The organism is Legionella stuttgartensis (assembly GCF_977063405.2).
This window is the reverse complement of the sequence record NZ_CDRUHA020000071.1, coordinates 337196-352405: the sequence shown is the minus strand read 5'-3', so window position 1 is coordinate 352405 and position 15210 is coordinate 337196. Positions and strand designations below refer to the sequence as shown.

The following is a 15210-nucleotide window of genomic DNA, read 5'->3' as shown; positions in this document are numbered from 1 at the left end:
CCAGCTACCTACTAAAAAGGAGAGTAGTTAGCTGGAAAATGAACTTCATTAAATCTAGTAAAAACGAAAACTTGGAACCTCAGTTCCATATTCAGGTAACGGTTCGCCATGAACCTCATGAACAGCTTCTTTGGTCAATTTGCAGACGCAAACTTTAACATTGTCAGAAAAATCGGAATTGAGCTGACCATTTAAGTAGTTAATCGTATTAATGTTTTTCCAGCCTTTAACTTGTTGGTGAAAATCCTCTCGCTCATCTAATTCAACAAAAATTTGCCTATCTGCGTCAATAAGATATGCCTCATTATTTGCATCTACATAGATGATGTAGGTGTGATCTAAATCGTCATCTTCATCTTCACTTGTGCTTTCAAGACTTACCAACAGTAATTCACCTTTATTTAATTCTTGTATTTTCTTAAAAAACTCATCCAAGTCTTCTACTTCCTCACTGTCATGTACTTTATGAACTAGACCTTCTACAGGATCGTTGCCCCCCTCATAATCGGGTATTTCCCTGGGTTCAACACCTTGTAATAGTACGCGAGCCCCTTCAATAGCACACCAATGGCAATTTCCTTGGCTTTTGGGAATACCATGTTCATTTAAAGGATTTATTTTTTTGAGTTTCTCGAGTAGTTTTGCTTCCATGATAGCCTCAATTAAATACTATGTGATTAAATTATAGGCTATAAAAAATAATTTCAGGGCGTAATAAAAAATCGATTAGTTTAAAAAGGCAAATTGTGGGGCAAATCTTAGTCTGATGCAGCGCTCTGGAGTCTAGGAATAAGGTATTTAGATATCCTAAGCCCCAAAAGAGCGACACTTAAGCTATAAATTTAACTTAAATCTTCTAAGCTGCTACTAATTTCTAACCATTCTTCTTCAGCTTCGTTTAATGAAGTATGTGAATCAGTGCGTTTTTGGAGTAACTGATTGAGTTTATTTTGTTGGGAGCTGTCCTCATAAAGACTGGCATCGCCGAGTAGTAGATCCAGTTTGGAAATTTCACTGTGATATTGTTCAATTAATTGTTCCAATTTTTTCAGACGATTTTGTAATGCTTTCTTCTCTTTATAATCATTTGTAGACGCAGTTACTGTATTTTCTTTAATTGAATCTTTAGTTTGAAGCCAAGAATAATAATCGTCTAAGTCGCCTTCAAAAGGTTGAACTTTTTGCTGATAAACAAGATAGAAATTATCTACGGTGGTTTTAAGCATATGACGATCATGAGAAATCAAAATTAATGCCCCTTCATAACTTTGTAATGCAAGTTCAATAGCAGAGCGCATTCCAAGATCCAAATGGTTTGTCGGCTCATCAAGTAGGAGCAAATTGGGTTTGAGCCAAACAAGTTTGGCCAAAGCCAGGCGTGCTTTTTCACCGCCGGAAAAATGAGTGATAGTTTGAACTGCCATATCACCAGTAAAATTGAAGCCCCCTAAAAAATCACGAATGGTTTGTTCACGTATTTCTGGCGATAGGGCTTGGATCGTTTCTACTGGACTTAAATTACAATCAAGCTGTTCCAATTGGTGTTGTGCATAATAACCAATCTTTAAATGAGCTGAACGGTGAATGATGCCATTTAATGGAGCTAAAGAGCCAGTTAAGGTCTTAATTAATGTTGATTTTCCTTCGCCATTTGGACCCAGTAACGCGATTCTGTCACCCGGATTGAGAGAAAGATTAATTCTTTTTATTATCGTTTTTTCTGATTGATATCCTGCGTCAACCATGTTGCATTGTATTAGCGGGTTTCCTGCACGGGGACATGGAAAGAATTCGAAAGAAAAAGGGGAGTCAACTTGAGCTGCGGCGATAATTTCCATTCTTTCTATGGCTTTAAGACGTCCCTGCGCTTGTTTTGCCTTAGTCGCTTTAGCTTTAAAACGATTTACAAAGGACATCATATGATTAATTTGGGTTTGTTGCTTCTCATACATAGCTTGTTGTAATGCCAATTGCTGTGCATGCGTTTTTTCAAAACAACTGTAATTGCCACCATAAAGTGATAGATTTTGTTTTTCAATATGTAAAATATGCGTGACAAAGGCATCAAGAAATTCACGGTCATGAGAAATAAGAATAATCGTACTTGGGCTTTGTTTTAAAAAACGCTCCAGCCAAAAAATGGCTTCCATATCCAAATGGTTAGTAGGTTCATCCAATAAAAGCAAATCTGCAGGCTTCATTAAACAACGCGCAAGGCTTAAACGCATTCGCCAGCCTCCGGAAAAGCTATTTACGGAAGCCTGTTGCTGCGCACTACTAAAACCCAGGCCAGACATAATCGTAGCTGCTTGAGCGGGTTTACTGTAACCACCCGTATGACTTAATTCTTCATGACAAGCTAATACTTCAGCATCGTTACCTGTTTCTTCTGCTTCCTGTAAGCGTTGGAGCAATTTCATATAACCATCATCGCCACCTACGACAAAATCTAATGCTTTTGCATCGCTGTCAGGTAATTGCTGAGATAAGTGACTTATGCTTAGTTGCGGATTAATTAAAAACTCACCTGTATCGGGAGTCAATTTTCCTAATAAAAAATCAAATAATGTTGATTTTCCGCAGCCGTTATGACCGATAAGACCTATTTTTTGTTTTTCATATAGGGTGACATTGACTTTGTCTAATAAAACTTTATTGCCACGACTTAGAGTAATTTGACGAAGAGTAAGCATGATAAATCTTTAGCCATAAATAGAGTTGGTACAAAAATTATGAATTCGCAGGGAAAGATTTGCTCAAGTGCACCTAAAATAAACACGTCTCAAAAAAAGTGTCTAATTTTGATCTCCGACGTTCTGCGACTTGCCCGCGGAATCCAGATGAACTGCGATAATGCGCGAACAAGTCGTGGGCAGGGCGTAGATAGTACGGCAAGAGACAGATACTTAATCCTGGCTACGAACCACAAACATTTTATGAATTTTATCACAATCCGTTTAACTTGGCTCAGGCTCTATAGTTTTTTTCCTGGCCGATTGATAACGAGCTTGCTTCTCGATGTCTATATAGCGATCAGTTGTAGCACTGGAGCTGTGACCGGCATCATCACGCACATGCTCGCGGGGACGAATTTTCACATCTTCAGAGATTCCTGTATGTCTAAGCCAGTGCACCGTGGCCGCAGCCAAATTATCTGCCTCTTCTTGATAGCCTTTTATTCGAAGTTGCTCACCAGCTAAGTCAAAGCATCCTTGAATAATTCTACGTATTGGTGCTGTATCACTCATGGGGCCGTTGCCACGAATTTTTGGAATAAGAGGGCTATTATCAGCGGGAGATGGAAGAGGGGATAAGCCTTGAAAAGATCGCCATCGCATTAAACTCTCTAACATCGCATCGCTTACTGCGATTTGGCGTTCTTTATTTCCTTTACCTACCGTTGTAAACCACCAGTGGCCATTACTATCTTTAGAGAAATCATTCATACTGGGGATCCACCGATCACTGGCTGCTAGTTCAGAGATACGGAGATACATACCAAATAACATGCTTAGCATAAAACGAGTACGCTCATGTTTCATAGGCGATTCTTCGGCAAGAGATTCAGCAGCGTCCAACACGGCACTCCATTGCATCAAACTAAGTCGACGGATGGGGGCATTATGTTGTTTCTTACGAATAAATTTACTTTTTTGACGAATAAGGGCAACTGGATTGGAAACCAGGTATTCCTCAGCAATTAAGAAATTAAATAAAGTACTTAAAATCGCAAAGATTTCCTGAATGGCTCCTTGCGACAAATTGAATTGGTCTATTTCAGGTTTATGGCCATTTTTTATTGCAGATTTACTTACCGTAACTACAAAAGGTCTCCATTCTTCATTGGGAATACGAGTCCCATCCTTTTCAATAAAGCGAGGCACCTTTTTCAAACTAATCCAGGATTTGAGTGGGTTCTGACAAAAATGAATGTATTGCTCAATATCGTCACGTTTTAATTCATTTAATGTGGTTTTTTTTATTAACCACGTCCATTGCAACAAACGTTCCGTTTCTCTGCGATAACTATTAAATGTTCCCTGGCTACCAGTATAACTTTTCAGAAAATTCAAAGCATAATTAAAATCATTTCGAAAACGTGGATCAGGCAATACGACGTGTTCATGATTTTTATGAAGAAAATTCATGCTGTCGAAGATAGGAAGCAGTTTAAATTTCATAAATTCATTCGGAGGTTAATTATAATTCCCAATGCTAGCTGAAAAGTGATGAAGATACGAGTAGGGAAAATTAAGGTACTTGTATCGATGATTGGCTATGTGGTTTAAAAAAAATCTAGTTGTTCAAGCCAAATAAATATCTAACCCCCAAAAATAAAATTAATTAAAATTAAATGATTTAAGATATTGACCTTGATGAAAGCACCTAGTATCATCTGCGCTCTGTCCTTGGGACGGGTTAACGGGGTGTAGCGCAGTCTGGTAGCGCGCCTGCTTTGGGAGCAGGATGTCGGGGGTTCGAATCCCTCCACCCCGACCAAATTTGCGCCCGTAGCTCATCTGGATAGAGCATCGGCCTTCTAAGCCGAGGGTAGCAGGTTCGAATCCTGCCGGGCGTGCCAGCCCAGATTTTATTTATCATAAGAATTTCTGGTAAAAGTTTTTATGGTGAGCGTAGCTCAGTTGGTAGAGCCCCGGGTTGTGATCCCGGTTGTCGTGGGTTCGAGTCCCATCGTTCACCCCATTTGAGAGAGAAACAAATGGTTTATCGCTAAAGATTCTATCTGAGTCTTTACAAGACCGAATTACTGATTGATAATCCAACCTGATTTGCGAAAGTGGCGGAATTGGTAGACGCACTGGATTTAGGTTCCAGCGGGGCGACCCGTGAGAGTTCGAGTCTCTCCTTTCGCACCATTATCATTATAAATTCCAAGAGGTGACATTAATGCAAGTTTCTGTTGAGACCCTAGAAGGTTTGGAACGTAAGGTGACAGTTTCTGTACCTGCGGAGAAAGTTGAGGAAGAAGTGAGCTTACGTCTCAAGAATCTTGCTCGCAAAGCTAAAATGGATGGTTTTCGTCCTGGTAAAGTACCGATGCATGTTGTTGTTAGTCGTTATTCTCAAAGTGTCCGTGAAGAAGTCGCTCGCGACATGGTACAATCTACTTTATATGAAGCATTGCAAAAAAATGAATTGGTTCCAGCTGGTTATCCTTCTGTAGAGCCTGAGCAACTTGAGAAGGGTAAAGACTTCAGATACTCAGCAATATTTGAAGTAATGCCTGTATTTGAGGTTGTTGAATTAAATCAAGCCGTGGTTGAGCTAGCACGTTCAGAAGTCACTGATAAAGATGTTGATGACATGCTGGATAAACTTCGTGAACAAAATAAAGAATGGCATGATGTTTCTCGAGCTGTTAAAAAAGGCGATAAAGTTGTTATCGATTTCGAAGGGTTTCTTGATGACAAGCTTTTTGATGGTGGAAGTGCTAATGGCCATGAATTAGTTATTGGTTCTGGATCAATGATTCCTGGTTTTGAGGATGGAATTATTGGTAATAAGAAAGAAAAGGCTTTTGATATTAAAGTAACCTTCCCCGAAGACTACGGTCATAAAGAATTAGCAGGTAAAGAGGCTGTATTCAAAATTACTATTCATAATGTAATGGAAGGAAAGCTTCCTGAGCTCAATGATGAATTCGCTGAGAAGTTTAATATCAAAGAAGGTGGCGTAGATGCACTGAAAAAAGATATTAAAGAGAATATGGCTCGTGAATTAGAGCGTCGTGTTAGCATGATGAATAGAGAAAAATTGTTTGATAAATTAATGGAAGTTAATACTGTTGAATTACCAATGGCTTTAATTGACAAAGAAATCGAACATTTGAAACATGACATGTATCATCGTCTTTTTGGACATGAACATCATGAGAACGAGCAAATTCCTGATTTCCCTCGTGAACTTTTCGTAGAACAAGCAAAACGTCGTGTTCATCTTGGTTTACTCTTTTCAGAATATGTTAAAAAACACCAAATCGTAGCTGATAAAGATAAAGTTAAGGAAGTTATTGAGCGATTTGCTAGCGCTTATGAAAATCCTGATGAGTTACGTGCGTGGTACCAAAGCAGTAAAGAACATATGGCGGAAATTGAAGCTCTTGTTATGGAAGAGATGGTTGCAGATAAAATTGCCGAGGATGCAAAAGTTAAATACAAGAATAAGGATTATGATTCAGTCATGAATCCTAAGCCAGAGACTGATGCGACTGAGAAAAAAGGAGAGTAATTATATGTCGGGCTATTCAGAGAACATAATTCGCAATGCCAGTGGATTAGTCCCAATGGTTATTGAACAAACCTCACGTGGTGAGCGTTCATATGATATTTACTCAAGATTATTGAAAGAGCGTATTATCTTTCTATTGGGTGAAGTTGAAGATCATATGGCTAATTTAGTTGTTGCTCAATTGTTGTTTCTTGAGTCTGAAAATCCTGAAAAAGATATTTCTCTCTACATTAATTCTCCTGGAGGGGTAGTAACTGCTGGTTTAGCAATTTACGATACCATTCAGTTTATTAAACCTGATGTAAGTACTTTATGTATAGGGCAAGCAGCAAGTGCTGCTGCCTTACTACTTTGTGCTGGCGCAGATGGTAAGAGATTCTGTTTACCAAACTCACGGGTCATGATTCACCAACCTCTAGGTGGTTATCGTGGTCAGGCAACTGATATCGAAATTCATGCTCGTGAAACTTTAGCGGTGAGAGAACGATTAAATACCATCATGGCAAAGCACACGAAAAAGACTCCTGACCAAATTATGCGCGATACAGAGCGTGATAATTTTATGAGTGCGACACAGGCTGTTGAATATGGCCTAGTAGATCAAGTGCTTTATGATCGTGAGTCAGTAAGTAAAGTAGAGTAATTATTTACATTAAATTTAAAGACTGAACTATAATGTATGATGGCCCGGCTGTAGCGAAGCGGAACCTGGGTTAGGGTTCAGGTTTACCGGGTTCCGCTTCGCTGTACCCAGGCTAGGAATGCGAGGTGCCTTTTTATAGATTGATTCATTATTACTTCTTCGTATTTCGCTTTGTTTTTAAAAAATAGTTGCTGTGAATAACAGTGGCATATCTTTTTCTGATTGACTAATATTTTACATATATTATCTATTTTTCCGATAATCGTTGTAAGAAGGGGTTTGGTTATGAGTAAATCCGGTAACGGAAGTGGCGATAAAGTTTTGTATTGTTCTTTTTGTGGAAAGAGCCAACATGAAGTAAAAAAATTGATTGCTGGTCCTTCTGTGTTTGTATGTGATGAGTGTGTTGAATTATGCAACGATATTATTCGTGAAGAAACACATGAATCTCATGAAGAGACAGAAGTACGCTTGCCATCACCTAAAGAAATTTCAACCTTCTTAGATGAGTACGTCATCGGGCAATCACATGCCAAAAAAGTCTTATCCGTAGCTGTATATAATCATTACAAGCGATTACAACATAAAAGTGAAGATGGGGTTGAACTTGGTAAAAGTAATATTTTACTTATCGGCCCAACTGGTAGTGGAAAAACACTTTTGGCGCAAACATTAGCTCGTATTCTCAATGTTCCGTTTGCTATGGCAGATGCAACTACTCTTACTGAAGCAGGTTATGTAGGTGAAGACGTAGAGAACATTATCCAGAAGCTCTTACAAAAGTGTGATTATGATGTAGATAAAGCACAACATGGTATCGTTTACATTGATGAAATTGATAAGATATCACGCAAATCAGATAATCCTTCAATTACTCGCGATGTTTCTGGTGAGGGAGTTCAGCAAGCCCTTTTAAAACTGATTGAAGGTACAATTGCTTCAGTTCCGCCGCAAGGTGGTCGTAAGCACCCACAACAAGAATTCTTACAAGTAGATACTTCTAACATTTTATTTATTTGTGGTGGTGCGTTTGCTGGATTAGAAAAGGTAATAAGAGAGCGTAGTGACAAGTCAGGTATTGGATTTTCTGCTCAATTAAAAAATAAAAAAGAAAACAATGATGAAATATCCAAAGTATTGAACCAGCTTGAATCTGATGATTTGATTAAATACGGATTAATACCCGAATTCGTTGGTCGATTGCCTGTCGTTGCTACCTTACAGGAATTGGATGAATCCGCTCTTATTGATATTTTAACGAATCCTAAAAATGCTTTGACCAAGCAATTCCAGTCTTTATTCAAAATGGAAGAAGTGGAACTTGAATTTAGAGAAGAAGCATTGAACGCTATAGCTAAAAAGGCTCTAGAAAGAAAAATGGGTGCACGAGGTTTGCGTGCCATACTTGAAAATATTCTTTTAGACACCATGTATGAATTACCTTCTCTTGAAGGAGTAATTAAGGTTGTGGTAGATGAAAGTGCGGTGACTAGCTCATCTAAACCCATCCTTATTTATGAACAAGATGGGATGAAGAGTGCAGCAGGTGGCCAAGAGTAAAATTTTTGCTCTATCTCTCTCCTATCTTTATGATGGGAGAGAAGTTCTTTAAAACTTTCTTAATTATAACGCTTTGATTTCTTGCAATAACTCTCCCTTCCTTTTAAATTATAATTAGTAGTCACGTAAATATTAAAGTTTTCCGATTGAATAAGGGTTCATTATGTCCACTGAAATTAAAGAGACTTCGAATGAGACAGAAAAACTGTCTAGTATACCTGTGTTACCATTAAGAGACGTAGTGGTCTACCCCCATATGGTTATTCCTCTATTTGTTGGGCGAGGAAAATCAATTAAAGCCTTAGAAGCGGCTATGGTTGATAGTAAGCAAATCTTTTTAGTCGCACAGAAGAAATCATCAAACGATGATCCAGGGGCAGAGGATATTTTCCACGTTGGCACATTATCCAGTGTTCTCCAGCTATTGAAACTTCCTGATGGAACGGTGAAAGTTTTAGTTGAAGGGGAGAAGCGTGCTAAAGCAAAAGAATATAATCAGGCAAAAGGGTATTTAGAAGCGGATCTAGAATTGCTTGAGGATGAAAATGCTGCAGTTCAGGAGCCGGATATTGGTATTTTAATGCGCTCCTTGATGTCGCAATTTGAGCAATACATTAAACTAAACAAAAAAATTCCACCTGAAGTTTTATCGCCTCTTGCGGGTATAGAAGAACCAGGACGGTTAGCCGATACCATTGCTGCGCACCTCACTTTGAAAGTTGATGATAAGCAAGAATTATTAGAAACAATGGACGTGGGTACGCGCCTTGAACGCTTAATGTCTGCTATAGAAAATGAAATTGATTTATTGCACGTAGAAAAACGTGTGAGAGGCCGGGTTAAGCGACAAATGGAGAAAAGTCAGAGAGAATATTATCTCAATGAACAAATGAAAGCGATTCAAAAAGAATTAGGCGAATTGGGTGAAGAAGGGAGTGAAATCGAACAACTGGAAAATTCCATTAATAAAGCCGGTATGCCTAAGGAAGCTAAAGAAAAATCACTAGCAGAACTTCATAAGTTGAAAATGATGTCGCCCATGTCTGCTGAAGCGACGGTCATTCGTAATTATCTTGATTGGATGCTCGCTGTACCCTGGAAAAAAAGAACTAAAATTCAATTTGATCTGCCTAAGGCAGAAAAATTATTAGATAAAGAACATTATGGGCTTGAGCTGGTTAAAGAGCGCATTATTGAGTATCTGGCTGTTCAACAACGTGTGAAACGATTGAAAGGTCCTATACTTTGTCTCGTTGGACCTCCAGGAGTAGGTAAAACATCATTAGGACAATCTATTGCAAATGCTACGGGGCGTACGTTTATTCGTATTGCTTTGGGTGGTGTTCGAGATGAAGCAGAGATTCGTGGCCATCGTAGAACTTATATTGGTTCTATGCCAGGTAAGATTATTCAGAAATTGTGTAAGGCTGGAGTAAAAAATCCACTTATTATGTTGGATGAAGTGGATAAAATGGCTATGGATTTCCGTGGGGACCCAGCTGCAGCTTTACTTGAGGTATTGGACCCAGAGCAAAACCACACGTTCAATGATCATTATCTCGAAGTAGATTATGATTTGAGTGACGTGATGTTCATTGCGACAGCAAACTCGTTAGAAATTCCTGCCCCATTATTAGATAGAATGGAAGTAATTCGACTTGCAGGATATACAGAAGATGAAAAAGTAAGTATTGCTGAAAAATATCTTGTTCCGAAACAAGTTGTCTTGAATGGTTTGAGTAACCAAGAAATACATATTAGTGAAGGAGCGATACGAGAGGTAATTCGGCACTATACACGCGAGGCAGGTGTTCGTAACTTAGAACGGGATATTGCTAGTGTTTGTAGAAAAGTCGTAAAAGAAATTTTATCCAATAAAAAAGTTAAAAAAATGACGGTAACCACCAGTAATATTGAAAAATATTTAGGTGTGAAAAAATTCCGTTATGGTTTGGCTGAAGAATTTGACCAGGTTGGACAGGTTACAGGTTTGGCGTGGACAAGTGTTGGTGGGGAATTACTAACAATAGAAGCATCCATGATGCCTGGTAAAGGTAAAGTGACTCATACAGGTCAATTAGGCGAGGTCATGCAGGAATCTATCCATGCAGCAATGACTGTTGTCCGAAGTCGAGCTAAAAAATTAGGTTTGGCTGATGATTTTTATGATAAGAATGATTTCCATGTGCATGTTCCAGAGGGTGCAACTCCCAAGGATGGTCCCAGTGCGGGTATAGGTATGTGTACGGTGTTAGTTTCTGTAGTGACACATATTCCTGTAAAAGCGGATGTAGCAATGACAGGGGAAATAACACTAAGAGGGCAGGTATTACCAATAGGTGGTCTTAAAGAGAAACTATTGGCTGCTCATCGAGGCGGAATTAAACATGTCATTATTCCTGAGGAGAATGTAAAAGACCTGGAAGAGATTCCAGATAATGTTTTACGTAAGCTATCAATACATCCTGTAAAGACCATAGAACAGGTTTTAGAGCTGGCTTTACAACGCACTCCTTGGGTAGATCAGCCAACAAATGTACAGTCTGAGGGTTTAGTAGGTAAAAAATCAAAAAAAATTAAAAATAATGATTTACATACCCATTAATTAGAGGTATATTTCGTTTCGTAGCCCGCCACTAGCGGGCATTGCAAGGAAGTAACTACTCGACCGGTTAGTTTAATAAGTTTAGTTAAATTAACTTAGAAGTATGGAAGATTAACAGTATAGGGGAAGCAATGAATAAGAGCGAATTAGTTGATGCTATAGCAAGTGGTTCGGGTTTAACAAAAGCTGACGCAAGCCGAGTTCTCGAAACTTTTACTGATACTATTACTAATGTTTTAAAAAATGGTGATCAAGTGGTAATACCTGGTTTCGGTTCTTTTTCAACAGGCAATCGTTCAGCTAGAACAGGTAGAAACCCACAAACTGGTAAAATTATTCAAATTAAAGCGTCACGAGTAGCCAAGTTTAAAGCGGGTAAAAACCTGAAAGAAGCGGTGCAAGAAGCATAAGTTTTCTGGGTGCTTAGCTCAGCTGGGAGAGCATCGCCCTTACAAGGCGAGGGTCGTAGGTTCGATCCCTACAGCACCCACCAAGAAATGGAGTGGTAGTTCAGTTGGTCAGAATACCGGCCTGTCACGCCGGGGGTCGCGGGTTCGAGCCCCGTCCACTCCGCCAGATTAACGCGCCGAAAGGCGCGTTTTTTTTATCTTGAATGATTGTTTATGTCAAAATATATTTCCTTTCATTTCTGATTCTTTTTACTTAGAGAAAGATTAGGTGATGCTATGAAAATGAAACTCCATACCCATTTCACCAATTTTCAAGCTGATCAGGAAAGAAAAATTTTGCAAAATAAGTGTGCTGTTGTTTTTGTTTTGATTTTTTTCAGTCTGGGGTATAATCGGCCTCGCTAAATTAAATAAACCCTTAATTAATATATGGATCTCGGGACATGTTACAAAAGTTAAATGAACGTATACAGGGTGTTGTAGCTTGGTTAGTAGTTATTTTAATCGGTATTACGTTCACACTTTTTGGTGTGGATTACTATCTACAATCACGTCAAACAACAAACTCCAAGGTTGTTGTCAATGGTCAGCCTTTAACAATGCAGGCTTTTGAGACTAATTATAGACGTGCTCGTTCTATGCAAGATATTGAACAGATGACTGCTGCAGATGAGAAAAAGCTGCAAAATCAAGTTCTCGAGCAAATGATTACTAATGAAGTTTTAGTGCAAGCGGCTCGAAAAAATGGATTTGATGTCAGCTCGAATCAAGCAGATGCAGCAATTTTGAGTATTCCTCAGTTCCAGGAAGACGGTCATTTCTCTGCTCAAAAATATCAGCAAGCGTTAAATGCAGCCTTATTCACTCAATCAAGTTTTCAAAATGAAGTAAAACAGGGGATGTTATTAAATCAACAACGATTTGCTTTTATGGGAAGTTCTTTTGCTTTACCTGATGAAATCGATCGTTTTGTAAGTCTGTATATGCAAAGTCGAGACTATGACTACTTAACTATCCCGGCATCACTTTTTGAGAAGGATATACAGATTACTCCACAGGAAATAACTAGTTATTATAAAAACCATAAAAAAGAATTCATGACCCCAGAAAAAGTTAGTTTGGATTATGTTTCTTTGTCGATGCATGATATTAAAAACAAAATTAAAATTTCTGATGATGATGTAAAACGTTACTATGAAGAAAACCAAAATAGTTATTTAATACCTGCGAGTTGGCAAGTAGCCCATATTTTATTTGCTGTTCCAGAAGATGCAAACCAAGCTGATTTAGAAAAAATTCAGAAAAAAGCCAATGATGCATATCAGGCCTTACAAAAAAATCCGGAGCAATTTGACCATTTTGTTTCAACGCTATCAGACGATAAACTTTCTATAGCAGATAAGGGCGTTCTGCCTTGGATCACTGCTGGACAGAATGATTACAATCAAATTTTATCTAATTTAACCAAACCAGGTCAGATATCATCACCTGAAAAAACGAAACATGGTTATGAAATTTTTAAAGTAATTGCTTATAAACCAGTTTCTACAAAATCTTTCTCTGAAGTAGAGCAATCGATTAAAGAACAACTGATTGCTGAAGCAGCCCAAAACAAATATACGCAAGCTTTGGAACAATTATCTGATTTGAGCTATCAATCTCCTGATTCGCTTCAGCCAGTTGCAGACGCTTTAAATTTAAAAATCGAAACAACAAAGCCTTTCTCAAGAGCTGATGGTGTCGAAAATATTACCAAGAATAAACAGGTAATAAATGCTGCATTCAGTCATGATGTTCTTGATTTAAGTAATAATAGTGAACCAATACAAATTGATAATGATTCGGTAGTAGTGGTACGGGTTAATCGTCACTGGGATGAAACAGAACAGTCTTTGGAGTCTGTTCATGATCAAATTAATAAAATTTTAGTTAAGAAAAGTGCTGAAGCTAAAGCTAAAGAAGTTGGCATGAATTTATTAAGTCCGATTGAAGATAAACAACAGCAAGAGTTGATCCACTCAAACCATCTAGTATGGAAATCAGAACTTCGGTCAACACGAGATAATGATAAAGTTGATACCGATATTAATGATACGGCGTTCAATTTATTACGACCAGAAAGTCGCGATGGCCTTGTGATGCCAAATGGTGATTATGTGGTAGTGAGATTAAAGCAGATTCATGATGGGAAATTGAGTACATTAGACAGGGAGCAACAAGATAGCTTAATTCAACAAATTGAAGCAAGCTATGGCATGATGGATTATGACTTGTATGAAAAAAGTTTAATTAGTCGCGCACAAATTGTGAGGCATTAGGATCTGGACAAACATGCTGGATAGTTTTTAGGTTAGAGGTTTTATTTAGAAGCTAAATAGCAATGTTTGCCGATGTTACCCCAATAATAGGAGTCTCTGTATGTCTGATTTAAGTACGAAGTTTACCGATCTTAAATTGAAGCAGTTATATGGTCACATGTTAAATCATTATAAACATTGCATGGACCGTCATCTTGATGCTACTGCCATGTATTATGAAATGTATGGTGCAGTGCAGTATTCCCTGGAGTCGCCTTATAGCTCCCTATCTTCTCTAGACGGAGAAGAAAAAATTAAAGTGTATGCGGCTTTTAATAAAATATTTTATGCTTTACCGTTCTATAGAAATCTGACTGCCACCCAACAACGCGATTTTAATCCTAAACCGCCTAAGTTTAACCCGCAAGTTAAATATGAAACGAATATTTACAATAACTATAGTCATCACGACTCAACACTCACCAATTGGCTGATTTTGAGCTACGTACTCGATTCTCGCCATCATGCTCGCCATCATGATTCAAGTTGTTGTTTCCCTTCTAATCATCACGGACACAGTTCATCTTCAAATGATGATTTAGGTAAATTAATTCTAGCTTTACTTGTTATCGCTTTAGCTGCGATTGCGGCTGTTTTAGCGTTCATTGCTCTAGCCTATATGGTGGATGAATTTGCAAGCAGTATGGAACGATTTTATTATGGCGAAGGATGGCTGAAGGGTGCATTAATGTTTGCAACTTCTCTTGCATTTGGTGCAGGTTCTGCCTCTTTAACGCTTAATTTCGCGGCGGCGCCTCTTATTGCTCTTGCAGTGGCAGCAGGGCTCAATCCTGTGGGTATTGTGATTCTTGGAGCGGTATTGTTTACAACAATAGGTGCTGGTATTGGATGTTGGGCAATGAGTATGATGTATGATTCCATTAATACATCAGCGAATAAAGAGTCTATGGACCCTGAAGATCCACAGCGATTTCAATTAACCGCTGCAGAAGAAGAGTCCTTACGACAAAAGACAATTGATCCCATTGCAGTAAAATGTGCTATGGTTGCATTGCGTGCGGAAATAGCGAATGTGTTAGGTAATGAGAAGCCAATCCCTTCTTTTTTCACTCGTTATTTTGATGAAAATGGAAGTGAAGTCAATGAATTACTTACAAAGTTAAGGAAATTACGTCGCGGTGAGATGAGTATTGTTGATGTGGGTAATTTGCGTTTTGATTGCAGGCTCCCGCAACCTATCCCACAACCTGTCTATACACCAAGCTTTTATTCGCAGCAACCACCACCGTCATATTCTGAACATACATTGAATCTACGGCCTTCAGCTCCTCCAGAGTACCCAGCTTATCAATAGTCTAAGAGGTTTTTTGATCAGGTAAAGTCTAATCTTTACCTGATCAAGTCATTGTTTTGCCTTTCTTCGTT

General features: G+C 38.5%; 10 protein-coding genes and 6 tRNA genes. 13 read left to right on the top strand and 3 right to left on the bottom strand.

What is annotated here, in order from left to right:
- Positions 1–54 precede the first annotated feature (54 nt).
- The 3 genes from ACWTEW_RS26240 to ACWTEW_RS26230 form a co-directional block, all read right to left on the bottom strand.
- Positions 55–651: a hypothetical protein gene (locus tag ACWTEW_RS26240; RefSeq protein WP_454781031.1), complete on the bottom strand. Its 597-nt coding sequence runs from the start codon at positions 649–651 to the stop codon at positions 55–57.
- Between the two features lie 191 nt (positions 652–842).
- Positions 843–2693: a ribosomal protection-like ABC-F family protein gene (abc-f, locus tag ACWTEW_RS26235; protein ID WP_454781030.1), complete on the bottom strand. Its 1851-nt coding sequence runs from the start codon at positions 2691–2693 to the stop codon at positions 843–845.
- Positions 2694–2957: 264 nt separating this feature from the next.
- A complete protein-coding gene (locus ACWTEW_RS26230) occupies positions 2958–4181 on the bottom strand; it encodes a tyrosine-type recombinase/integrase (RefSeq protein WP_454781029.1) in 1224 nt (407 codons plus the stop codon).
- Between the two features lie 242 nt (positions 4182–4423).
- Between ACWTEW_RS26230 and ACWTEW_RS26225 the strand changes: the two genes are divergently transcribed.
- From ACWTEW_RS26225 to ACWTEW_RS26165, 13 genes are all read left to right on the top strand, one after another.
- Positions 4424–4500, top strand: a tRNA-Pro gene (locus ACWTEW_RS26225).
- 5 nt (positions 4501–4505) lie between these two features.
- Positions 4506–4582, top strand: a tRNA-Arg gene (locus ACWTEW_RS26220).
- A 46-nt stretch (positions 4583–4628) separates the two neighbouring features.
- Positions 4629–4704 (top strand) — tRNA-His (locus ACWTEW_RS26215).
- An 88-nt stretch (positions 4705–4792) separates the two neighbouring features.
- Positions 4793–4877: transfer RNA gene (locus ACWTEW_RS26210), tRNA-Leu, on the top strand.
- A 31-nt stretch (positions 4878–4908) separates the two neighbouring features.
- On the top strand, positions 4909–6249 hold the full coding sequence (gene tig, locus ACWTEW_RS26205; protein ID WP_454781028.1) for a trigger factor: 1341 nt from the start codon (positions 4909–4911) through the stop codon (positions 6247–6249).
- Between the two features lie 4 nt (positions 6250–6253).
- Entirely contained in the window at positions 6254–6892 is a 639-nt protein-coding gene (clpP, locus tag ACWTEW_RS26200) for an ATP-dependent Clp endopeptidase proteolytic subunit ClpP (protein ID WP_454781027.1), read from the top strand.
- 285 nt (positions 6893–7177) lie between these two features.
- On the top strand, positions 7178–8452 hold the full coding sequence (gene clpX, locus ACWTEW_RS26195) for an ATP-dependent Clp protease ATP-binding subunit ClpX (RefSeq protein WP_454781026.1): 1275 nt from the start codon (positions 7178–7180) through the stop codon (positions 8450–8452).
- Between the two features lie 163 nt (positions 8453–8615).
- Complete coding sequence (lon, locus tag ACWTEW_RS26190; protein ID WP_454781025.1) at positions 8616–11057, top strand: endopeptidase La; 2442 nt, start codon at positions 8616–8618, stop codon at positions 11055–11057.
- A 131-nt stretch (positions 11058–11188) separates the two neighbouring features.
- Entirely contained in the window at positions 11189–11467 is a 279-nt protein-coding gene (locus ACWTEW_RS26185; protein ID WP_182390910.1) for an HU family DNA-binding protein, read from the top strand.
- A gap of 7 nt (positions 11468–11474) precedes the next feature.
- Positions 11475–11550: transfer RNA gene (locus tag ACWTEW_RS26180), tRNA-Val, on the top strand.
- A 6-nt stretch (positions 11551–11556) separates the two neighbouring features.
- Positions 11557–11633, top strand: a tRNA-Asp gene (locus ACWTEW_RS26175).
- Between the two features lie 277 nt (positions 11634–11910).
- Positions 11911–13785 carry a SurA N-terminal domain-containing protein gene (locus ACWTEW_RS26170; RefSeq protein ID WP_454781024.1) on the top strand — a complete coding sequence of 625 codons (1875 nt, stop codon included), beginning with the start codon at positions 11911–11913 and terminating at the stop codon, positions 13783–13785.
- Between the two features lie 100 nt (positions 13786–13885).
- Positions 13886–15139, top strand: a complete 1254-nt coding sequence (locus tag ACWTEW_RS26165) for a hypothetical protein (protein WP_454781023.1) — start codon at positions 13886–13888, stop codon at positions 15137–15139.
- Positions 15140–15210 lie beyond the last annotated feature (71 nt).

Excerpts from the sequence above, each read along its gene's own strand:
- ACWTEW_RS26240 (WP_454781031.1), bottom strand. The coding sequence starts at position 651 with ATGGAAGCAAAACTACTCGAGAAACTCAAAAAAATAAATCCTTTAAAT.
- abc-f (WP_454781030.1), bottom strand. The coding sequence starts at position 2,693 with ATGCTTACTCTTCGTCAAATTACTCTAAGTCGTGGCAATAAAGTTTTA.
- ACWTEW_RS26230 (WP_454781029.1), bottom strand. The coding sequence starts at position 4,181 with ATGAAATTTAAACTGCTTCCTATCTTCGACAGCATGAATTTTCTTCAT.
- tig (WP_454781028.1), top strand. The coding sequence starts at position 4,909 with ATGCAAGTTTCTGTTGAGACCCTAGAAGGTTTGGAACGTAAGGTGACA.
- clpP (WP_454781027.1), top strand. The coding sequence starts at position 6,254 with ATGTCGGGCTATTCAGAGAACATAATTCGCAATGCCAGTGGATTAGTC.
- clpX (WP_454781026.1), top strand. The coding sequence starts at position 7,178 with ATGAGTAAATCCGGTAACGGAAGTGGCGATAAAGTTTTGTATTGTTCT.
- lon (WP_454781025.1), top strand. The coding sequence starts at position 8,616 with ATGTCCACTGAAATTAAAGAGACTTCGAATGAGACAGAAAAACTGTCT.
- ACWTEW_RS26185 (WP_182390910.1), top strand. The coding sequence starts at position 11,189 with ATGAATAAGAGCGAATTAGTTGATGCTATAGCAAGTGGTTCGGGTTTA.
- ACWTEW_RS26170 (WP_454781024.1), top strand. The coding sequence starts at position 11,911 with ATGTTACAAAAGTTAAATGAACGTATACAGGGTGTTGTAGCTTGGTTA.
- ACWTEW_RS26165 (WP_454781023.1), top strand. The coding sequence starts at position 13,886 with ATGTCTGATTTAAGTACGAAGTTTACCGATCTTAAATTGAAGCAGTTA.